The sequence below is a fragment of the Pseudoalteromonas sp. OF7H-1 genome (assembly GCF_022347825.1).
In the GTDB taxonomy this organism is placed as follows: Bacteria; Pseudomonadota; Gammaproteobacteria; order Enterobacterales; family Alteromonadaceae; genus Pseudoalteromonas; species Pseudoalteromonas maricaloris.
In genome coordinates this window covers 227,570-250,646 of record NZ_JAKRFX010000007.1, presented here as the reverse complement: position 1 = coordinate 250,646, position 23,077 = coordinate 227,570, and the positions used below count along the sequence as shown (strand labels likewise).

Sequence of the window (23,077 nt, the reverse complement as noted above, 5' to 3'; positions counted from 1 at the left end):
GTGTTTTCAAGGAGGTGCTGATTTATTTTCATGTCTTTATAACGAAATTATAAACCACTATAAAATCTTTCCCTTTAATGTTAGTTGGTTACACCTCTCATTTTGATTTTTAGAGCTGTTCAGTTTTAACGACTGTTCCATTCTCATCATCCGCTTGGTTCAGACAAAATTATTGGTGGTTCAAATAAAAATGCGTAGTGGTTACGGTCGACCGGAATATGCAACTGCATAGTCCGGTTGATTGAACCACCAGATCCACTCTACCTGGAACAGAAGAACAATAAAAAGACATTCACTTTATTTCTTCTCAGTTTATGCTGATTTGGTTCGGCTAGCCTATGCATCAAAAAGTCAATATTCAGGTTTGACTACTTCAGCCATTTTTCGATGAGTATCACTCTTATTATATTAAATTAGGGTGGCTGAGTTTTACAAAAAAATATATAATAACGAGATATATAATTTCTAGTCTATAAAGGTTGAGTGATGTGTTATATATCATTTTTTCTGTATGGATTTGAAATGACAGTCGAAAGTAATTCAAAGGATATTTCATGATAAAAGGTGTATTAGCTTGGGGTGTGTTTCTTTTTGCAGCCCTGTTTTCGGTGTATACTAGTGCAGCACCATCAACACCTAAAAATGTAGTCGCGAGTGTAAGTAACAACAATTATATTACTATTCGGTGGGGGAGTGTTAGTGGTGCAGCTAAATATATCCGCGAAGCTAAAGTTGGAACCGGTTCTTGGATAAACCCAAACGAGTATGTAAGCACCTCGGTTTCATTTTCCAACGCCCGCCCGGGTCAATATCAATATCGAGTTAAGGCTTGTGATTCTAGTAGTTGTTCTGGCTGGCAGTATTCAAATACAATAACGGTTTTTGATTCCCCAACAGCACCTGAAAGTGTATCAGCAATAATTAAAAATTTAGATGATCTGGAGATCCGCTGGTCGAAAGTTCTCGGTGCGGACTATTATATTCGGGAAGCTAGTGTTAATTCAGAGGCATGGATTAACCCAAGAAAGTATTCAGGCACTTTTGTTTCCTTTAATAATGCTGAGCTGAATAAATATCAATACCGCGTAAAAGCATGTAACTATCTAGGTTGCTCGAAGTGGACCTACTCTAATATTATTAATGTGGTTAGGCCTCCCTCAGTTCCATCTCAAGTAATAGCCGAAATTCAAAATGGAAATGATGTCAACATATCATGGTCCAAAGTTAGTGGTGCCAGTTACTATGTTCGAGAAGCGCAAGTTGGTAACGGTAATTGGATACATCCGTATGAATATACGGGGACCTCGGTTTCATTTTCCAACGCCCTCCCGAATCAATATCGATATCGAGTTAAGTCTTGTAATACTAGTGGTTGTTCTGATTGGAAGTATTCAAATACAGTGACTGTGTTAGCTATACCACTAGTGCCTTCGAGTGTATCAGCAACAATTAAAAACTTGGATGTTGTGGAAGTGAGCTGGTCGACTGCTTTTGGCGCGGACTATTATATCCGAGAGGCCCGTGTTAATTCAGGGGCATGGATCAATCCAAGAAAATATTCAGGCACTTTTGCTTCATTTACAGATGCAGTGCCGAATCAATACCAATACCGTGTAAGGGCATGCAATAATCGGGGTTGCTCGAATTGGGCTTACTCTAATACTGTTAGTGTGATAATTTCAGCCAATGCTCCTTCTCATGTAACCGCTGTAATTAAGAATGAGAATGATATTTATCTATCTTGGTCAAGTGTAGATAGAGCGGCATATTATATTCGAGAAGTGAAGATTAACGACAGCTCTTGGTCCACACCTAAAGAGTATTTGGACACTCAGGATATATTCAAGGATCTTTCTCCAAACAAGTATCGATATAGACTTAAAGCATGTAATACCCACGGTTGTTCAAGTTGGAGCTACTCAGAGATTGTCACTATTATTAGTTTGCCGCCGAATCCAGAGAAGGTAACGGCGGTGCTCAAGGGTGAAAATGATATTGAGGTTACTTGGTCGATAGTGCAAGGAGCATTAAGCTATGTACTTGAGGCTAGGGTGGACAATGGAAAATGGAGCAATCGCAAAGTATATACAATTAATATTGCAACCAACGATATCCTAGAACCAGGCTTGTATAGTTACCGAGCTAAGGCTTGTAATAATGACGGATGCTCTGGTTGGAGCTACTCAAATGAGGTAAGCGTAAAAGAAAAACCTATTCAATCTAAGGGAGTTGTTTTTATTCATACCGATCTATTGGGTAATCCGGTTGCTGAGAGTAGCCAATAGTTAAAAAATAGCGCCATAGGCAATAAAATTAACTTACTTGTACTTACTGCAGAGCTGCATTGGAATTTAAGCCGAGTTATTTTGATACTCGGCTATGTCCCAAGATGAAATGGGTGATGCTACTGTTACTTTGCTGATCTGATTTAAAATTGATACCTTGCTCAGCCAATTGCTCACTTAAGTTTGTTGGTAAACAACTCTTATCTGAGTTAGCTCAGTCAAATTGACTGATTTTGGCTTAAAGCTTATCTATTTATTCGGAATTGCCTTTACCTAACAGGCTCTCATAAGCAAAAGTCATTGCTGCAAATTACAAACAGTTCTTTTGCTATGTGGAGATTTGATTTGCATGAATGTTATACCCTCCTGCTAAATCAGGGACGGTGTTATCACCGCTAGCAGCCAATGTCCCTTTAGCTTTAAATTCAGGAGAGTGGTTTCTACATTTTCTAGCCATAATTCGTTTCCATACTTTTGGTTACTATAAAAACAGATCAATCACGTAAAGTCATGTCAAAAAATTGGGGGCCAGCTCTTTTCGAATCGGTTACCCCCAGCGTTTGAGTAAAGCCTTTTAATATGGAAGCCTGGGCTTTTCTAACTTATTGGGTTTCAGCGATAGGGCTACCAAGTAAGTCCGTATGAATGTATATTATTTTTTTCTCTTTCATGTCAGTGGCGTAGCTCCACTGTGTACAACTGTTTTCAAGAAAGCACGTTCTTCCACGATAAATATAGTTACCATCAAGAGCATCATCAATTGTATAACTTGTTGCTGTCGCAATAATTCCGTGGATTTCTAACCACTCTCGCTGAATAGAGCTGTTGCAGTTTGCTTTGGAACTGCATTTAGCACGCTGTAACTCAATTTTTTGTGCGCCTGAAATAGCTTTCCAGCTGACGACTTTATCTTTTAAGGTAATGGCAAAGCGTTCATTTTTTACAGTTAATACGAGCTCAGAAGCAGCTAAGTTGCTGCAAATATTCTTATTCTCCCCTGTAAGGCAGGCTTGTACATAAAATTTGTATATTCCCGCTTTAGTTAAATTGTATTTGTAACTCAAAGCTTGAACATTTGAATCAAATTCTCCTAGCAAGTTTAAGTTATTGCTGCCAGGTTCACGCATATATAATGAATATGTAGCATGTTCCTTGAACAATTCGTGGATCTGCCAGTTTAGGAAAATGCTTTGTTCTAGTATAAAGTGCTCAGGAACGTTTATAAATGATACGTTTGGCAATTGTGAATCGTGTATTCTATAACTTGTTGATACTTTTGAGCCACAGCTGCCGTTTTGCAAGCAAGGTTCTACTTCAATGATAATAGCTCCACCAACTCTGTAGTTGGGTCCGCGCTGTAACTGAGTACCAGTAAAGTTGCTTTGCCACAAGAATGTTTCATCGGGTTCTCCACTTATAGTGCTTGGCTTGGAGATATAAACATTGTAAGTTAACGGCGCAGTAATACTCTGAGGCTTTCGCCAAGAAATATTTACTGATTCACCAAACTTGATCGTTGATTTGTCAACTTGCAAGTCTGCGACTGTTATTGCCGCCAAACTATCTGTAACTGATACGGTAACCCAAGAATTAGACTTATTACTACATGTGGGTGTCGGAAGTGTATCGCAGAGTTCGAGATAAAAAGTATAAGATCCAACGTCGTTCAATGGTGTGCCCTCATCGTATTTCACGAGCGCTGATGTGGATGGCTTTTTGACCCAAAAAGTGGGTCTAATTGTCTCTTTATAAAATTCGGGGAGTTGCCAAGAGAATGTAGGCCACTGTCCTTGATAGTAGATATTTTTATCAGTAGAAAAAGTATCTGGATCCGGTAGTTTTCCACCACTCACTGTATATTCCACTCGTGTTTTTTCACCACACTTCTGATCAACAGTACATGGAACAACCTCAACGATAGTTTTACCTAAACGATAATTGGGTCCTCTATTGAGTGATATATCTGTCGTATTGTCGTGCCAAAGGACCGTCTCGGTTTCACTACTCCCTGTTGCCGATGGCTTAGTGATATAAACATCATAAACAAATTCGTGACTTATTCCTGCTGGCTTCTGCCAAGAAATATTAACGTATTGATTAAGTTCAATCGTAGGCTTATCGACTCGCAGGTTTTCAACAACTAATGGAGTGACATCCAATTTGAACTCGGTGTCTTGCTTTTTATTACATATCGTGGGGGTGTTAACTGTACAAACTTCCAGTTGGAAGAAATGCGGCCCTCTGGTGCTAAGCTTTGTGCTCGGGTCAAAGCGACTATATTGATTTGTGTTTGGGTATTTGACCCAAATTTGATTTGTAACAGCCTCACTGAAGTTAGTCGGCATCTGAATATCAAAACTGACTGGAAATCCAACATAACCTTTGTCAGCTATGGTTTTAAATTGAATTGGCTGTGGTAGCGAATCTCCAGATAAATCATATGTGACAGACATTGGTAAACCGCACTCGCCAGTGATAAGGCATGGGACTACTTCTATTTTTGTTTTACTTCGCCTAAAAATAGGGCCTCTAGTAATATAATTTGTAGTTAGGTTATCTTTCCAAAGAAAGTGTTCATCTGGTTCTGTCGCAATTGCGCTGGGTTTCGTTATATAGATGTCGTATACCAGCTGGTCGTCAGAAGTATAGCCTTCGGGGCGTTGCCATGAAGCGGTTATGCTGTCACCGTATTCTATCTCATATTTATCAAGTTTTAGGGCTTTTACGACAGATGTTTCTATTGTGGGCAAAACCTTGATTTGAGTTCTGGTTTTTGTTCGGTCACTACATTCTCCATAACTATTGCACATAGCAATCGATAGGTAGCGATAGCCTAGGTTGTTCATTGTATAGTTTAGCGAATGAATATCGCTGCCATTTGCTATTCGAACATCGCCATCATACACGCTATAGGTGACGGGCTCATTGTAGTAGATGTGATTTGACCAAGATAAGTAAACACTTTCGCCTTGATTTATTTGCTGATTACTTACGCTGAAATTTGGTTGTGGTAATTCTCCGCTTACAGTAAATGAAGTAGTGCTCATTGGGCCACATTGATTGTACTGATTACATGCTCTCACTTGTATTTGGGTTGTTCCCCTACGATAGATGTTTGTCCTAGTAGCACTGGTCGCGGTTGTATTATCGAACCATAAAAAGTTCTCTGAGGGGCTACCAGCTACACCTGGTTTAGTGACATACACATCATAATATACAGGGAATCCGTTCATATTATATGGAGCAGACCAGCTAATTCTTACTGAATCACCATAACCTATATTTGTTCTACTTACATTTAACCCTGCAAGGAAACCGGGACTTGGCACCGGAGGTGGGGGTTCGACAACAGTAAGCGAAACTGAGTTTGAACGAGAACATTGAGATACAGAACATGCTTCGATATAGAAAGTATGTGTGCCAACAAAGTTTATATTACGTCGAGGGAATGAAGTGCTCGTATAGCCGCTTCTGAAATTAGCGCTGACTCCATCTGGTTTGATAACCCAGAGATTATAGTGCGTGGCTCCACTTGGAGCATTCCAAGATAAATCGACCCCACCTCCTTTTTCGATTATGGATTGGTTTATTCTTAAATGGGGTGAGTTTAAAGCAAAAGCTTTAAGGCTGATGAAAAAGAGGCTTAATAAAAAGATTGATTTCATGTTGGCAAAGATTCCAGATTAAAAGACTTGAATAATGAGCCTTCTATTTTTTATTTGTAATTGATAATGTTAGTAAATTTGGCGGTGTATCATAATAAGGAACTAACGTAACATCAATTGAAAATTAACAAAAGATGCAGGTAGCTCTTGAATTGCAGAAAGTGAGTGGGATGTAAGAATTGATACTCTATTTTTTATCAAAAAAACAAAAGCGTCGAATTTTTACTTCAAATACAAGTGTGGTCTTATTTTTACTGAATAACATTACATTAGTCCCCAAAAATTTTTTGATTTTTACCTTTTTATATAATTCACTGCTTTTAAGATTATGAAGAAATTAACATGGATATTAAAAACAAAGAGCTGTTACTTGGTAGCTGTTAAGTATAAGCATAGGTGAATGTAAACAGTTTAGCTGGTCGACCTCAGTCTTTGGTATCGATGAAAATACGACTTTGTAACCCCCATAAGCAGAAGCAGTTTATTAGTAGAATTTCTCGTAACAACTGCATTATTCGCAAGGATACATCATTGCGGTTTTTATTGGAAAAGGTACAATCCGTAGCCTTTAATGCACCCAAAAAATCAATAACAATTAAGGCTCTTGACATTTTATGGACAGAATTACTTATTTGAGAAAAGTGTTTTATTTCATTTTTCTCACTTTTGGACTTAGCTTGAAGGCATACAGTGCGCCAGGTGTGCCAAGCATTTGGGCACCATCAAGCAACACGACAGGTTATTACAGCATTAGCTGGAGTGCCGGCTCCGGTGAAACACCTGACAGCTATGTGGTAATAGGTGAAGGCTTATCGGGCGGTGTTTACTCTGGCCCAGCAACCTCTTCTAGTCGTGGTCCACTAGATAGTGGTACTTACTATTACCGTGTTAAAGCTTGTAAAAATGGAGTCTGTAGTGGTTTTTCTTCGGTTGTATCAACACGTGTAACTAGACAATACCCACCTGGTACACCAAGCATTAGCAGTCCATCAACGAGCTCAAATGGGTATTTTACCGTCAGTTGGTCGGCAGGCTCAGGAGCTAGTCCTAATTATTATGAAGTAATTGGTGAAAACCTTTCTGGGTATGTTTATTCAGGTGGTGGCACATCTTCAAGTCGCGGACCGCTAGCAGATGGCACCTACTACTATCGTGTACGTGCGTGTAATTCGGCAGGATGTAGTAGTTACTCACCAACTACATCTACCACCGTTTCTAAGCCAAAAATTCCAAATACGCCAAGTATTAGTAGCCCGCATACAAATGATACGGGGTATTTTACAGTCACTTGGTCTGCAGCCTCGGGCCCGCAAGCGACACGATATGAAGTGATTGGTGAAGGGGCTTCAGGCACTATTTCAGATAATATGAGCACTTCGTCCAATCGAGGGCCGCTTACTAACGGAACGTACTACTACCGTGTGAGAGCTTGTAACTCATATGGTTGTAGCGCTTACTCACCAACAACCTCAACGACGGTAGAATTACCTCCACTACCAGGAAAACCACAACTCACAGTACCGACATTGAGTGAGACGGGTAGCTATCAGATTTCGTGGCAAGCTGATACGCAAGGCGGTGTGCCAGAGCGTTACGAAGTAGTTGGTGAAGGTCAATCTGGCAACTTGTATACAGGATCGGCAACCACACTATCACGTTCGGGTATTCGTGAAGGGGACCATTATTACAAGGTGCGAGGGTGCAATATCTCTGGATGTGGCGATTACTCAGATATAAAAGGTATCAAAGTGAGATTACCTATCACCTTACCTAGCTTTATCAAGGCTGAGCAAGAAGGTAGAGGCGTGCTAGTGTCTTGGCAAAAAGTTGATTCAGCGGTGTCTTACATGCTGCAGGTTAAGTTTAACAGCACTGAGTGGCAAAATTATAAAGAGGTTGCACAGCCTAGCGGGTCGACAGCTAGCTATCAGTTGAACAATTTAAATGACGGTGTTAGAGCTTTTAGGGTGTCAGTGTGTACTGCATTCCACTGCTCAGAACAATTTACGCCAGCCAGCAATATCGTGGTTATTGCACCACCTGCAATACCTACTTTAACTGTACCATCATCAAGCACAACAGGTAACTATATAGTGAACTGGTTGAGTCGTTCTGGCACAAAACCAATTACATATCAACTGATTGGTGAGCAGCAAGAAGATTATTTATATGTAGGAGAAGGAACCTCGCTGGTACGTCAAAACTTACCAGAGGATGACTACTACTATCGCGTGAAAGCATGTAACTCGGTCGGTTGTGCTGAGAGTTCAGTTGCTAGTATTAATGTTAGATTGCCCTTGGCATTACCAAACTATATTCAGGCACAGCAACAAGAAAACAACATTGAAGTGTCGTGGCAGAAAGTCTCCTCGGCGAGCTCATACACACTGCAAGTTAAATTTAATAACCGCGACTGGCAAGAAGTCATCAAAGTCCCGCAGCCATCTGAGGGGGATGTCGTTAAGTACCAATTTACTGGCTTATTGGACGGTGCGAGAGTGTTTAGAGTTACTTCATGTTCAGCACTGCGTTGTATGAGTACCTACACGGCCGCCAGTAATAGTGTGGTGATTAATACCCCGACACCAGGTATGCCATCAAAGCCTGCCGCGACGACGGTCGCCGATACAGTCACACTGACTTGGCCGCGTGTAGCATGGGCTAGCTATTACAAGGCACAAGTACAATTCAACGCCTTCCCAGCGAAATATTTTGCTGGTAATACCGTGTCTCAAGTCAGCCAAGATAAGTCAACGGTTTCATTACAGCTAGTAGGCCTTAATGCTGGTACGCGTGTTTTTACGGTGCAAGCGTGTAACTTGTACGATCAATGTTCGTCTTTTTCTGCGCCAAGCAATCAATCTGTTGTTCAAGCTAGCGTGCCAGAAGTACCAGAGAAGCCAACTATATTGGTCAAAGGAAATGATATAGAAGTGACATGGGCAAAAGCACCATATGCAACTTCTTATAATGTTCAGGTGAAATATGGCTCAGGAAACTGGACACTTGTATCAGCAGGTACAGGGGTCGTGCAGCCATTTAGAGAAGCATTAGCATCGGTAACATTTTATAACCTGTCTAATGGTAGCCGACAATTCAGAGTGCGAGGTATTAACGACTTAGGTGAGTCTGAATACTCTGCTGCCAGTGATGTTGTTGTAGTGTTCGCACCAGAAAACAAAGGTGATGAACTAATATGGGAGCAAGTTTCTGGTGCAACCAGCTTTGTGATAGAAAGTGTTTTGTGTGCAGAGAATTGTGAAGAGCTGCCTACTTTAAACTGGCAGCCGGTAGTTACCTTACCTGGCAGTAGTAGAAGTTATGCCATTAAACCGGTAGAAAACAAGATCTATAGAATTAAAGCGTGTTTGGGTAACAGCACATGCAGTCAATGGATATACATTGTGAAGTCTAGTCCAAAGAAACGCATAATCTTTATTCATACAGACTTATTGGGCAGTCCGGTTGCCGAATCAGTGCTTAATGAATATTAGAACAAAATTCCTTATCCAACACTGTTGGATAAGGAATTTAACTAAATACACGAGTGCTTTAGGGAAAAGATTGTAAGTTCAATAAGTGGGAAACAACATCCAAGTTAGCTTTATTGATAGCAAATAGTACCTCTGATCACGGTGTATTCGCCGCACATTTTTGTGTGGTGGAATTACGGTAACGGACAAAAGTCATGAACATTGGGTGTAATGGGTAAGTTACACATTTTTAATCTAAACAACCCTAGGGCTGTTTTTTTGTCCCTGTTATATATAATTTCTTTCTCAGTCGGAAGTTTAGCTTTTCACTGAACTATTATAAATTTAAAGGATTTAATCATGTATAAAAAATATTTGAGTTCAGCTCTATTTTGCGTTTCTGCAATTTCCACTTCAGTATATGCTGCCGCACCCGCTATGCCTAGTAGCGTCTTTGCTACTGTCAATAACGGCAATGATGTTCATCTTCAGTGGTCAAGTGTGCCTGGTGCGCTTAGATATATTAGGCAAGTTAGAATTGATTCAGAACATTGGAGTAATCCAGAGCTAGCTTGGAAAAATGGAAAATTATATGAAACAACTTCTGCTAATTATTACAATATCAGAGCAGATGGTTACCAATATAGAGTAAAAGCGTGCAACAATGATGGGTGTTCAAATTATACTTATTCTAACAAGATAATAATTAATGGTGCTCCACAGGCTCCAAAAAGCGTGACGGCTACAGTGCAAAATGGTAATGACATCAACATTTCTTGGTCGGCTGTTTCTGGTGCGAGTAGTTATATCCGTGAGGCGAAAGTCAACAGTGGTGATTGGATTAATCCCAAAGCATATGTAGATACATCAGCTAGTTTCAAAAGTGTGTCTGCAAACAGATATCAATACAGAGTTAGGGCGTGTAACTCTGTAGGGTGCTCTCTTTGGACATACTCAAATTCGGTTGCCGTTTATTAATACGAAACGCGAGTTTAGATGTTGGCCTCATTCTTTAGAGTAGGCCAACATCAAGCTGAAATGACTTAGAGCCGATTATTGTTTGAAAATATATTACTCAAGCCTTCGCGATAAATATAGCACGGAGCGGAGCGGGGTAGCCTTCAATGGTTTTGCTAGTGTCATTTGGATCTAAGAAATCAGCAAGCGACTCTGTTTCCATCCAAGGGGTTTGGCGCTGCTCGTCTAACGATGTAACGTCTTTGTTTACCACTTTGATATCTTTAAAGCCCACACGCTCAAGCCATAATGTTAATGCGTCGCAGCTTGGAATAAACCATACATTGCGCATCTTGGCGTAGCGGTCGGTCGGCACTAATACTGTATTTACATCGCCCTCAATGACGAGTGTTTCTAGCACTAATTCGCCACCTTTTCTTAGCTGAGACTTTAGCTGCGCTAAAAAGTCGATTGGTGAACGACGGTGATATAGCACGCCCATTGAAAACACAGTATCAAATGCTTTTAACTCCGGCAGTTGCTCTACACCTAGTGGTAGTAAATGCACGTTTGGATCGGGGTTAAAGTGTTTAATCGTTTGGAATTGGCATAAAAATAGATCGGAAGGATCAATGCCAACAACAAGCTCTGCGCCTTCACCGCGCATACGCCACAAGTGATAACCAGAGCCACAGCCGATATCCAAGACATTACGGCCGTGAAGGTCGCTGATATGCGGGAGCAGTCGATCCCATTTCCAGTCGCTGCGCCACTCTGTATCAATATGGATGCCATGTAAATGAAATGGTCCCTTACGCCATGGCATCATGCGTTTTAGTAAATGCGTTAACTGCTTTTGATGACCTTCATTGACGTCTTCGCCAGTACCTATCTCAACCTTGGTTTTTATATCAACATGCGTGGTTGAGATCTCTGGTAGATTTTTAATGACTTTTTCCCATTTCGGCCAGTCGCCATGTTGGGCTTCTTTTTGCCAATGGCTAAGCTGCGCAGGCAATGTTTCTAGCCAATGGCTCAAAGGGGTTTTCGCAATGGTTGCATAAAAGTCGGTAAACCAATGATTCATAATTGCCTCTATTTTATTGCTACCATTGAGCAGAAGTTAAAGCACTGATACCACACTTGAGTTTGATTAAAGCCAATATCCTCTAATCTTGTCATATGGGTACTTAATGAGTCCGTGCGCATCACGTTTTCAATCGCGGTGCGTTTTTGGCTGATCTCTAATTCTGAGTAGCCATTGTGGCGTTTAAAGTCGTGGTGAAGGTCGATAAGTAAGTTGTCTTTAGTACCGTTTTCACCGCGGATTTTTTCACTTAATAGCAGTACGCCACCAGGTTTTAAACCCTGATATATTTTTTCGAGGACTGCTTTGCGGTTTTCTGGTGGGATAAACTGTAGGGTGAAGTTCATCGCAACGACAGATGCATTGCTAATCTCTATTTCATTGATATCACCTAAAGTGACCGAGACTGGGACGTCAGATTTAAAGCCTTTTAAATGCAGTTGGCAACGCTCTACCATAGGCTGTGAATTATCCACGGCAATGATATGACAGTTTTCTTTATCTATATTTCTACGCATGCTTAGCGTGACCGCGCCTAAAGAGCAGCCTAAGTCATATAAGTTTGAGTTACTTTGCGCGTAAGTACCCGCAAGTTTGCCCATTGTGCTTACTATTGTCGCGTAGCCCGGCACTGAGCGTTGGATCATATCTGGAAACACTTCGACGACATTGGCGTCGAAAGTGAAATCTTTTACTGCTTGCTCAGTGGCATAAATACTGTCTTTGCCCGTCACATTAAATCTCTCTTTGAAAATAATCTCGCTATTTTAGCATTTTATGCTGGATAGTCAGTGATAAATTCAGTAGCTTGGCTACTATTAATAATAAGAAGTAAATATGAGACCAAAAATGGCGAAAAGCAAAGTGATTAGCACAGAAGATATCCTCTCAACGCTATGCCACTCAGTAACAGAAGTTCTGTCTTCGGCAAGCGGCAACCAAATTAACTATTCCGCGATGGTACAAAAGATCACTCGTACCTGTATGAGGCCTGACATCGGCTGTTTCGTATTGTTTGATGGCGGCTTTACCGGTTTAGTCGTAACTAATTTTACCGCGCAAGCAGCAATGGAGGTGTATACCGATTACATGCGCAACATGGGCATGCCTGAAGAAGAAATTGCGCATAGTCATTTGTCCGATGACGTTGCCAACGTTTTGGGTGAGTTGATGAACCAGATTGTTGGTGATTTCACCAACAAAGTACGTGAGCAGCTACATACCTCTATCACGCAAAACCAACCTAAGATGATGGCTATCAACAAACAGGTGCAGATCTCGGTAGACACAACGATGGATCGCCCGCAGGCGAGACGCGTTACCTTTACCACGCAAGGTCAGAATATTTTCTATCTTGAATTGGCAATGGATAAAACTGAATTCATTAAGCTACATGACTTTGATATTGCGGAGTCGGTAGACCCAGATGACATTATTGCAAGTCAGGCTGAGAAGAAAAAGCCAGCGAAGCCGCAGGAAGAAGATGTTGTAGATGACGACTTTATGGATCAGTTAGGACTGTAAAACCGTTTTCTTGGAGCACGTAATTAGAAAGGCCACCTCAGTGGCCTTTCTATTACGTTAAAATCTTCACTTCGCCCTAGGATAAAAATAGCAATGGCACTAATGCAGAGCGCCTTTTCCTGCATTAAGCTCAGGTGCTTCTTCTACATGCTTTATGGATGTTAGCATCATAAAGGCTTCATTGAACTCAAAGCGGGCGATGGCGGTTTTTAATTTCTGTAGTTCTGGTTCAGTCAAATAGCTACTTACTGAAATTGAGTCTACTAGCTCTGTGGCTTGAGTATCATAATCTCTTAACGCACACGCAAGCTGGATAAGTTCCTCTAATTGACTATTGCCACCTTTTTCTTCGTTGTTTTTCGTTACATTTTTTACCTGATGAGACGCTTCTTTTTTACGACGTTTTTGGCATTGTTCCAGTGCATATTTGACGTATTTAATCAGCTCGTCAATTTCGCTCGCATTAGGTGGGCGGACATTAAGAGAAGCTTCAATGTGCTTAAACTCTTCAGTCAGCCTAACAATCGAAAGATTAGCACTAGCACCTTTTAATGCATGTAACATGCTATGTGCCAGTTCAAAATTCTCAATGGCTAAAGCCTGTTTTAAATTGATCAGCTCTTCAATCTGCTGGGATAGGAACTTTTCTAAGATATCGAAGTAAACCTTTTGGTTGCCAGCTGCTCGAGCAATACCTTCGGCAATATCAATGCCTTCAAACTCAATGACCTCATCAACTTCCTCTCCTTCTGTAGTGACTTCTGGTTGGTTTGCTACAGGCGTTGCTGAAAGGTTACTGGTCTCAGCGCTTGCATATTTCAAAATACTTTTAACGAGTTGCTCTACGTCGATGGGTTTGGTGACGTGGTCATTCATACCAGCATCGATGCAAGTCTGGATGTCTTCTTCCATGGCATTGGCGGTCATCGCGAGAATAGGAAGTGTATTTTTATCGAACTCTATACGAAGGTTTTGCGTCGCGGTAATACCATCCATCACTGGCATTTGCATATCCATTAAAACAATATCTATATGTTTGCTATGAACTTGCTCAATGGCTTCTTGCCCATTATCAGCGACCGCCACTTGAGCTCCGAAGCTAGATAAGATCTCCACTGCGATTTCCTGGTTGACAGGTTGATCCTCCGCAACCAAAATCGATATGCCATTGAGTGCTTGTTTACTAATCGTTTGTTCTTTTTTGGTGATAGTGGTTCTTATTTCTGGTGAGTCAAACACGGCATTTTGAATAACGTCCACAAGATTTGACGGATTAATCGGCTTTAAAAGTACACCATCGACTAAACTGGCTTGGCTATCGTTGAGGTTTAATTCTCGACCATAAGCTGTGACTAAAATGAACTTACTTTGCGACACATCGATTTGCGATTGCAGCTTGGTGATCAGCTCGATACCATCTAATTTCGGCATATGCCAATCGACGAAAATAAGATCGGGTAAATCTTGAGTCAGGACGAATTGATTTAACGCCTTATGAGGGTCTAAATAAGAGCAAACCTGCATACCAAAGTTTGTTAGCATACCGCTTAACACGTCCAATGCGTGTTGGTTATCGTCAATAATTGTTGCTGATAACTCTGATAAGTGGGTAGAGGCCATTTTCGCCTGACTCAGCTCGTCACTGACTTCCATTTCTAATGTGAAATAAAACTCCGAACCGACGTTCTCCTCACTCTCAACATATATTTCTCCCCCCATAAGCTTGACCAGTTGCTGCGAAATCGTGAGGCCAAGCCCAGTACCGCCATATTTTCGGGTGATTGAATTGTCTGCTTGCGAGAAAGATTGAAATAGGTTTTTTTGCTGACGTTTATTCATGCCAATACCGGAGTCTTTGACGCTAAACTTAATTTTCGCTAACCCTTTTTCGACATTGACGAGGGCAACACGAATAACAACCTCGCCAGTTTCTGTGAATTTAACCGCGTTACCCGCTAAATTGATGAGTACTTGGCTTATTCTAAATTGATCGCCAATCACGCAGTAGGGCACTTGTGAGTCTAAATCAAAGACTAACTCTAGTTGTTTTTCTTGGGCTTTTACACTGACGATGGTGGCAACACTGTCGAGTAGCTTTTCTGTTGAAAAAGCCTGATATTCTAATTCGATTTTGCCAGCTTCGATTTTTGAAAAATCGAGTATATCGTTGATCAGTCTCAGTAATTGCTTTGCCGCAGTATCTATTTTTGATACGTAGTCGTGCTGTTTAGCATTTAATTCGGTCGCAAGTGCGAGATGAGACATACCAATAATCGCGTTCATTGGGGTTCTAATTTCATGGCTCATGTTGGCGAGGAATTCGCTTTTCGCTTTTGCCGAGTTTTGAGCCAAGTCTTTTGCCTCTATTAGCTCACGTTGCAGTTGGTTCCTCTCCGAAACATCTAGGTACATGCCAACAATCCCAGCTACAGCACCATTTTCATTAAAAAATGGCGCTTCGTATACAATCAGTTCCCGCGCCTGCTCTTGGCCATCAAGCAATAGTACTTCGTAGGTTTGCTCTTGGGTTGTGGTGATAATTTCGTGGGCTTTGGACTCAAATAGGCTGGCTATTCCTAAATCAAAAATTTCGTCTAGTTTGGCGCCAATCACATCTACTTCAAATTGATCTAACAGTGCCAAAAAGGACTTGTTTACCCCCATAAATACACCGTCAGTAGAACGGTAGTATGTAGGGTTTGGGATAGCATTGATAATGTGGTGGGTAAGCTCAAGTTGTTCGCTTAAGGCCGATTCTGTCTTTTGTTGTTTTTCGATATTTTCATTAATAGCAAGCGCGAGGCTTAAGTCCTTACACAAGTACTCAAGCGCTTCAAATTGGCTGTCTATCAATGCCTGTGCACTACCGACTAACAGCACATAAACTACATGATTACCGATGGCTAGTGGAAAGCAATAACGGCTTTGTAACTTCACTTCAACCTCTTCTTCTTTGAGCCACAACGGTTCTTGTTGTACTTGTGGTTCATTATTTGTTGCACAAAGCGCTATCGTGGATGCAATAATTGAGTGGCTTGGTGTCACTCCATGGCTTTTCACTAATGACAAGGTGTCGTCTTCTAAATTGGCATAGAGACAAACACTCGGTGCATTGAACTCATTGGCAATAAACTCTAGTGCGTGGCGCACGATAGGTTCGGAGCCGGTAATGGATTTTAGTTCGCGATTATAGTTTTCGATAATTGCGGCTGACGCCAACTTTTGGCTTTGAGAGGTGGTGGCAGCATGGATCGCTTGCGTGAGCCGTTTTACATCAGCGTCACTGTTTGTGGGTGCTACTGAAAGAGGGGCGCCATTTAACGCTTGTGCACGTAGCGTATTGACGATGCGATAGAGCGGGGAGAAATGTTTAGTGCGCATAAACCAAACATAAAAGCCTAAAAATAGTGTTAACACCGCGAAAGCAAGGCCAGTAATTAACAGTATTTTAAGTTGTTGATTGGTGCGTGTTTCGAGTTCAGCGTTTGCAATGAGAGGCAGTTGCGAGATGGCATTTTGATAACTTTGAGGTAAATCGACCTGTTCAACCATGTTTGCTAAAAATCGAGATTTTAATCTTGTTTGGGTTTCATAAATTTGTTGTAGCGGTAGTGGCAATGAGTGACTTGGTGCAGATTTGATGTCATCGAGCCATTGGGCGTTTTTATCTTTGCTATACATCTCAAGTGAGAGGTGGTTGTGATAAGCGGTATTAACGTCGGTCGCGAGTGTGCTATGAGTGGTTGTTGAGTAGTAGATAAGCGTTGCGCTTCCTAGGGCTGCCATCAAGGCGAAAAGTGCGATCCAACTTAGTAATGCTTTTGAGGACATAAGTTATTATTTACGCGTGAAAATTTATATATAAACATAGTCGCGATATACAATTTCTCAAGCTATGCTGTAAAAAGTGTCTATCTTAAGGACTTGAGTAACATTACATGTCAGACATTTTAATTGTTGACGATATGCCGGAAAACCTCCAAGTATTGCAGCTCATACTAAGAAAGGAAGGATATAAAGTATTGGCAGCACGAGGGGGGGACATTGCCTTAGGTATCGTTAAAAAGCATCAGCCTGAACTAATTATTACTGATATAAAAATGCCAAATATGTCGGGGATTGAGCTGTGTAAAGTGCTTAAGTCCGACAATTCAACGGCGGCCATTCCCGTTATTTTTGTGAGTGCCTATGAAGACAGCGAGAGCCTGGTACAGGCATTCGAGGTCGGTGGTGTTGATTATATCACCAAGCCCTATAAACCCGCTGAAATTATTGCTAGAGTAAACACCCAATTTAAGTTAATTGAAGCGCAAAAGTTAGCGGTAAAACAGCAGCTATCTAAGGCAATAAACCAAATGGTGATGGGGATTGCACACGAAATCAATACCCCGCTTGGTACCAGTATTACGTCCAACACCTTTTTAGAAGGCGTCATGCAAGAGCTACAAAGTGCACTTACCGCAGGTACGCTTACGCAGGATGGGTTGGTTACGGGGTTTGAACAGATCAAAGACAGTAGTGCGCTGTGCAGCCGTAATCTAGAAAAAGTGGCTAAGTTTGTCAGCTTATTAAAATCGGTCTCTCAGTCTGAGCGAGATAGCAGCTGTGCTGACGTTAAATTACAAGAAATAGAAACAAGACTGAAAAAAGATTTTTCCAAGCAAGACGTACAAATCCAGTTTGTTGGTAACACAACAACTGAGGTTTACGTGGATGGACAAGCTCTGGTTGAGGTGTTGAGCAACTTAGTTGAAAACTCTATTGCGCATGCCTGGATTGACCATGATCACCTTGCGACTATCACCTTCACGCACTCGGGTAACAATTTACATGTGAATTATACTGACAATGGAATAGGGCTTAGAGGAATTAGTACACAAGAGTTATTAAAACCATTTGTTACAACAAAAAGAGGTAATGCAGGCCATGTTGGGTTAAGCGCAAATTTAACTGCCAACTTGGTTTCAGGGGCACTCAATGGAGAGTTTAGCGTGAAAAATACACCGCAAGGATTGGAGTGGGATATCCAAATACCGATAGATGCCCCCGATAATGCTTGATCTGCATCAAAAGTCTCAGGTCCTATACATAAAAGCGGACATAAGTCCTTATATCATTTGTCCTAATTCAATAAGCTCGCTCGCTGTTAAAACGTAATCTTTAAAAAGTACTCTGCTAACCATGTAATTAGCTACACTTTTTGAAGAATTATCGACAACACGATCGTATAAGGGCTTTTTAGCCTTTGCTGTTGCTGTTTTGAGTGAGGCTTGTTAAATACAAGTTTACTGCTTAAAAACAACCCCCTAGGTTAACAGACCCGATAACATACGCCTTACCTTCTACTAGGTACGCAGTGTTGAGATGACACGGGAAGTGCGTTATTTACTCCAATGTGCAATTGAGTAAATAACCATGAATTACTAATAATTTTGGTGGAACCATTATGCAACAGTTACCTACCGTAGACTATCAATCGCCAAATGCTGCGAAAGAATTTGTAGAATCTTTAAGAAACACGGGTTTCGGTGTACTAAAAAATCACCCAATCCCACAAGAGTTGGTTGAATCAATCTACAAACATTGGCAAGAATTTTTTAATTCAGAAGAAAAACACGAATTCCTTTTCAATAAAGAAACCCAAGATGGTTACTTCCCACCAGAAGTCTCTGAAGTTGCGAAAGGTTTTACAGTAAAAGACATTAAAGAGTACTTTCACGTTTATCCAAAAGGTCGCGTACCGGCTCAATTAGAAGCAGAGATTCGTGAATATTACCGTTTAGCGAGCGAGTTTGCTCAAGAGTTGCTAAGCTGGGTACAGGCGGAAGCGCCTGCAGATGTGAGAGCGAGATTCTCTATTGATCTCAAAGATATGATCAAAGAATCAGAGCAGACATTACTGCGTATTCTTCATTACCCACCAATGACAGGCGATGAAGAGCCAGGTGCAATTCGCGCCGCAGCTCATGGTGATATCAATCTACTTACTGTATTGCCTGCGGCAAATGAGCCTGGCCTACAAGTGCAAAGACAAGATGGCAGCTGGTTAGACGTACCATGCGACTTTGGTTCGCTAATTATTAACATTGGTGACATGCTGCAAGAGGCGTCGGGTGATTACTTCCCATCGACAATTCACCGTGTGATTAACCCAACAGGCAAAGCGTCGACGAAATCTCGTATTTCATTGCCGCTATTCTTACATCCAAGACCGGATGTTGTATTGTCGGAGCGTTACACTGCAGATAGCTATTTGCAAGAGCGTTTAAGAGAACTTGGGGTTAAGTAATCTGCGAATAACCTGAACGATAAGGTTAAATCGATAAAGCGACTTGATGTAATATTGAGTCGCTTTTTTATTATGTGTCTAACAATCCCTAATCTCTGTTAGTCCTTGTAATTTGACGATTATTGCAATTTTTCACTGACAATCCTCACAATCTGTGCAATATTAGTTTTTTTCAAAATGAAGAAATTTCTTGAAAAATTTAATGACAACGCTGTCATTTGTTGTGTAACATCAATTCAACATGAATGAAAAACCGTGTCTAACGAAAATAATAACGCGGTCTAATCCAGAACAAGGTAGGGGTCTTTACATGATGGCTAAACAGGTTAACCAAGACCAACTATACATCGGCGTCGATGGTGGTGGAACAAAATGCCGCGCTACAATTTATTCTCTTCAACATGGCGTTTTGGGTACGGGTCTAGGCGGTCCTGCGAATCCCTTACATGGTTTAGAGCGTACGCTTGAATCCATCATGGTGTCGACACAAATGGCGTTACAAGACGCGGGTCTTCGTGTTGAACAAGTACATGAGCTAAATGCAGGTCTTGGCCTTGCAGGTGTTAACTTACCCGCGCTCTATGACAAAATCATGCAATGGGAGCATCCCTTTAAACAAATGTTCCTTACCACAGACTTACACACCGCGTGTATTGGTGCTCATGAAGGTAGCGATGGTGCCGTGATTATTACGGGCACCGGCTCCTGTGGTTTTGCGTTAGTTGATGGTAAAACAGTGAACTATGGTGGTCATGGCTTTGCTCAAGGCGATATGGGCAGTGGCGCATGGATGGGATTAGAGGCGGTAAAAGCTGCATTGCTCGATCTCGATGGCCTTGGCGAAAAAACGACATTGAGCCAAGTGTTACTTGAGCACTTCAGTGCGAAAGGGGCAATGGGTATTGCAGAGCAAATGGCGGGACAACCGTCTAGTGGTTATGCAAAGCTGGCTCGTTATGTATTAGAGCAAGCCAAGCTAAATGATGAAATTGCTCTTTCTATCGTAAAGTCTGGTGCGGAATATATTAGTCGTTTAGCTAAGCGTTTACTTGAACTAAACCCACCTAGACTCTCTATGATCGGCGGATTATCAGAGCCGCTACAACCTTGGCTCGACCCAGAAGTTGCAAAGCAAGTCCAATTACCGAAACAACCTCCTGAAATGGGGGCAATTTACTTTGCAATTCAAAGTGCAGGTCAAGAATTAAAAAAGGCGAACTAATGACGACTCAATGTTATTTTGCTCCAGAATTTTTTGATGGTGAAAATTTTAGAAAAGACGTTTATTTCGAAGTAAACAACGGCCAAATTGGTTATATTAATGAGTCGCAAGCGACCAATGTATCCAAGTTATCGGGACTAGTTGCACCAGGTTTTATTGACGTACAAGTTAATGGTGGTGGCGGTGCATTTTTTAACGCCGAGCAATCCACTGAATGCTTGGCGATTATGGTTAAAGCACATGGCCAATTTGGTTCCACGGGACTAATGCCAACCCTTATCACTGACAAAATTGAAGTAATGCAACAAGCGGCAGCCGCAACAGCAGCAGCTATAGCAGCTAATCAGTCAGGGGTGCTTGGGATCCACTTTGAGGGCCCACACTTATCTCACCCTAAAAAGGGTACGCATAGCGAAAAGTTCATCAGACCAATCTCAGAGCAAGAGTTTGCGGTATACGCGCGTCAAGATTTAGGTATCAAAATGGTGACTTTAGCACCTGAAACCGTGCCACTTAGCGATATAGAACGCTTGATTTCACTGGGTGTGAAAGTGTGTATTGGCCATTCAAACGCGGACTATGACACCGCTAACGCTGCACTCAATGTTGGCGTGGATGGCTTTACGCACCTATTTAATGCAATGTCTGCGTTTACTTCCCGTGAGCCGGGCGTTGTCGGTGCCGCGCTTTGGAATGACAATAGCTGGTGTGGTTTGATTGTTGATGGCCACCACGTTCATCCATTGTCGGCGCAACTTGCGATTCGTACTAAGCAGCGTGGCAAAATGATGCTAGTGACGGATGCCATGCCTCCGGTTGGGACAGATGATACGGAGTTTGACTTTTTTGATGGCAGAAAAGTTATTCGTACCGGTGATCGGTTAAATTCAACAACCGGTGAGCTTGCAGGTAGTGTATTGGATATGGCAAGTGCGGTGCGAAATACCGTCAATACGCTTAACGTGAGTCTAGCGGAGAGTTTGCGCATGGCCTCTCTTTACCCTGCGCAATATCTTGGCCTGTCTCAAAAGGGGCATCTAAGATCGGGTGCTGATGCTGATTTCGTGGTGCTCAACAGCGATTTGATTGTGAAGCAAACCTATATTGGTGGTCAGTTGCTGTAATTGATTTGCAATTGAATAGTGGACGGAAACGGCCGCTTAAGTTTCCCTGATAAAACCCCGCAGCAGTACCGCGGGGCTTTGTTTTTTAAGCTTAGCCGGTATTTGGTTAAGCATGGGTGGATCGACAACTCAGGAAGTTAATGTCGTGTGCGTAATGATAGAGTCATGATTGCAACGCGCATCAAAACTAACCTTGAGTCAAATGGATTTGCTTGGTTGAGCGATCCATAGTTAATGTTTTCACGCGGATAAATAACAATGACAACGAATAATAAGCCAAAGCGACTTGCGTCTTTAGATGCCTTACGCGGCATGGATATGTTCTGGATCTTAGGTGGCCAGTCTATTTTTGCGGCACTGTTTGTATTGACCGGATGGCAAGGCTGGAAGGCGTTTGAAGCGCACACGCTGCACAGCCCTTGGCATGGCTTCACTTTTTATGATCTTATCTTTCCACTGTTTATCTTTTTATCGGGTGTGGCGATGGGCTTGTCACCTAAACGTATCGACCATCTGCCCTTTAATGAACGTAAACCGTTTTATCTCAAAGCACTGAAGCGGCTTTTGTTACTGTGTGCTTTTGGCGTGTTATACAACCATGGTTGGGGAACTGGGATCCCAATGGATCCTGACGGTATTCGCTACGCCAGTGTATTAGGTCGCATTGCGTTTGCTTGGTTCTTTTGTGCTTTACTGGTTTGGCATACGAGCTTGCGAACCTTGGCTTATGTGGGTGTAGGCATATTGATATTTTATTGGTTACTGCTTTGCTTTATCCCGGTTCCTGGTGGGCAAGCGGGGGACTTGAGTGCAAATGGTGTTGGTAGTTGGAATGCGTTCATTGACACATATTTACTGCCAGGGATCAGTTATCAAAATCGTCCTGTTGACCCAGAAGGTGTGCTGTCAAGCTTACCTGCCATTGTAAACGCTATCGCAGGTGTATTTGCTGGTCGTGCTATTGCTAATGCACAAACGCAGGGAGAGTGGAAAACCGTTGGTATTTTGGCAGGCTCAGGTGTACTCGTCTTAGCACTAGGTTGGCTTTGGGACATGCAATTTCCAGTTAATAAAGAATTGTGGACAAGCTCATTTGTGCTAGTAACCGTCGGCTGGAGTGCAATTCTACTTGCAGTATTTTACGCGATAGTAGATGTACTGAGTTTTCAGCGTTGGGCGTATCCTTTTGTTATTATTGGGGCTAATTCCATTATTATTTATTTAGCGTCGAGCTTAGTGAATTGGACCTTTATTAGTAAAAGCGTATTCGGTGGCGTGATGGCCGCTGTGCCAACTGCGTGGCAACCATTAATTGCTGTTTTTGCGCTACTGGCGGTACAGCTTTTAGTGCTGCATTGGATGTATAAACGCCGTATTTTTGTAAGTGTATAATATTCACCAGCCTCCTTTCAAAAAGCCCACCGTTGTGGGCTTTTTAACACCTTTCGATT

13 protein-coding genes and 1 pseudogene are annotated in these 23,077 nt (G+C 41.8%); 9 read left to right on the top strand and 5 right to left on the bottom strand.

Annotated elements, in window-relative coordinates:
• Positions 1-554: 554 nt before the first annotated feature.
• On the top strand, positions 555-2,285 hold the full coding sequence (locus MHN30_RS11265; RefSeq protein ID WP_130164359.1) for a fibronectin type III domain-containing protein: 1,731 nt from the start codon (positions 555-557) through the stop codon (positions 2,283-2,285).
• Between the two features lie 256 nt (positions 2,286-2,541).
• Here the strand turns inward: MHN30_RS11265 and MHN30_RS11260 are convergent.
• Both MHN30_RS11260 and MHN30_RS11255 read right to left on the bottom strand, forming a co-directional pair.
• Positions 2,542-2,742, bottom strand: a pseudogene (locus tag MHN30_RS11260) (IS3 family transposase); the annotation flags it as partial.
• A gap of 145 nt (positions 2,743-2,887) precedes the next feature.
• Positions 2,888-5,950: a hypothetical protein gene (locus MHN30_RS11255; protein WP_239359618.1), complete on the bottom strand. Its 3,063-nt coding sequence runs from the start codon at positions 5,948-5,950 to the stop codon at positions 2,888-2,890.
• Between the two features lie 614 nt (positions 5,951-6,564).
• Here MHN30_RS11255 and MHN30_RS11250 point away from each other — a divergent pair.
• Complete coding sequence (locus MHN30_RS11250; RefSeq protein ID WP_239359616.1) at positions 6,565-9,444, top strand: hypothetical protein; 2,880 nt, start codon at positions 6,565-6,567, stop codon at positions 9,442-9,444.
• Positions 9,445-9,783: 339 nt separating this feature from the next.
• Entirely contained in the window at positions 9,784-10,401 is a 618-nt protein-coding gene (locus MHN30_RS11245) for a fibronectin type III domain-containing protein (protein WP_130164356.1), read from the top strand.
• 97 nt (positions 10,402-10,498) lie between these two features.
• Here the strand turns inward: MHN30_RS11245 and cmoB are convergent, their stop codons facing one another.
• Both cmoB and cmoA read right to left on the bottom strand, forming a co-directional pair.
• Positions 10,499-11,467: a tRNA 5-methoxyuridine(34)/uridine 5-oxyacetic acid(34) synthase CmoB gene (cmoB, locus tag MHN30_RS11240; protein ID WP_239359614.1), complete on the bottom strand. Its 969-nt coding sequence runs from the start codon at positions 11,465-11,467 to the stop codon at positions 10,499-10,501.
• Between the two features lie 8 nt (positions 11,468-11,475).
• Positions 11,476-12,201, bottom strand: coding sequence for a carboxy-S-adenosyl-L-methionine synthase CmoA (cmoA, locus tag MHN30_RS11235; protein ID WP_010378032.1), 726 nt, complete (start codon positions 12,199-12,201; stop codon positions 11,476-11,478).
• 115 nt (positions 12,202-12,316) lie between these two features.
• Here cmoA and MHN30_RS11230 point away from each other — a divergent pair, with 115 nt between their 5' ends.
• Complete coding sequence (locus MHN30_RS11230; RefSeq protein WP_010378035.1) at positions 12,317-12,991, top strand: DUF3334 family protein; 675 nt, start codon at positions 12,317-12,319, stop codon at positions 12,989-12,991.
• A 99-nt stretch (positions 12,992-13,090) separates the two neighbouring features.
• On the opposite strand, the gene MHN30_RS11225 is transcribed toward MHN30_RS11230, so the two are convergent.
• Positions 13,091-16,822, bottom strand: coding sequence for a response regulator (locus MHN30_RS11225; RefSeq protein ID WP_239359612.1), 3,732 nt, complete (start codon positions 16,820-16,822; stop codon positions 13,091-13,093).
• Between the two features lie 107 nt (positions 16,823-16,929).
• Between MHN30_RS11225 and MHN30_RS11220 the strand changes: the two genes are divergently transcribed.
• From MHN30_RS11220 to MHN30_RS11200, 5 genes are all read left to right on the top strand, one after another.
• Entirely contained in the window at positions 16,930-18,051 is a 1,122-nt protein-coding gene (locus tag MHN30_RS11220; protein ID WP_039495550.1) for a hybrid sensor histidine kinase/response regulator, read from the top strand.
• A 386-nt stretch (positions 18,052-18,437) separates the two neighbouring features.
• Entirely contained in the window at positions 18,438-19,280 is an 843-nt protein-coding gene (locus tag MHN30_RS11215) for a 2OG-Fe(II) oxygenase family protein (protein ID WP_017219251.1), read from the top strand.
• A gap of 310 nt (positions 19,281-19,590) precedes the next feature.
• On the top strand, positions 19,591-20,502 hold the full coding sequence (locus tag MHN30_RS11210; RefSeq protein ID WP_130164354.1) for a BadF/BadG/BcrA/BcrD ATPase family protein: 912 nt from the start codon (positions 19,591-19,593) through the stop codon (positions 20,500-20,502).
• Complete coding sequence (gene nagA, locus MHN30_RS11205) at positions 20,502-21,626, top strand: N-acetylglucosamine-6-phosphate deacetylase (RefSeq protein ID WP_130164353.1); 1,125 nt, start codon at positions 20,502-20,504, stop codon at positions 21,624-21,626. The genes MHN30_RS11210 and nagA overlap by 1 nt, the downstream gene beginning before the upstream one ends.
• Before the next feature lie 258 nt (positions 21,627-21,884).
• Positions 21,885-23,018: a DUF5009 domain-containing protein gene (locus MHN30_RS11200; protein ID WP_130164352.1), complete on the top strand. Its 1,134-nt coding sequence runs from the start codon at positions 21,885-21,887 to the stop codon at positions 23,016-23,018.
• Positions 23,019-23,077: the final 59 nt, after the last annotated feature.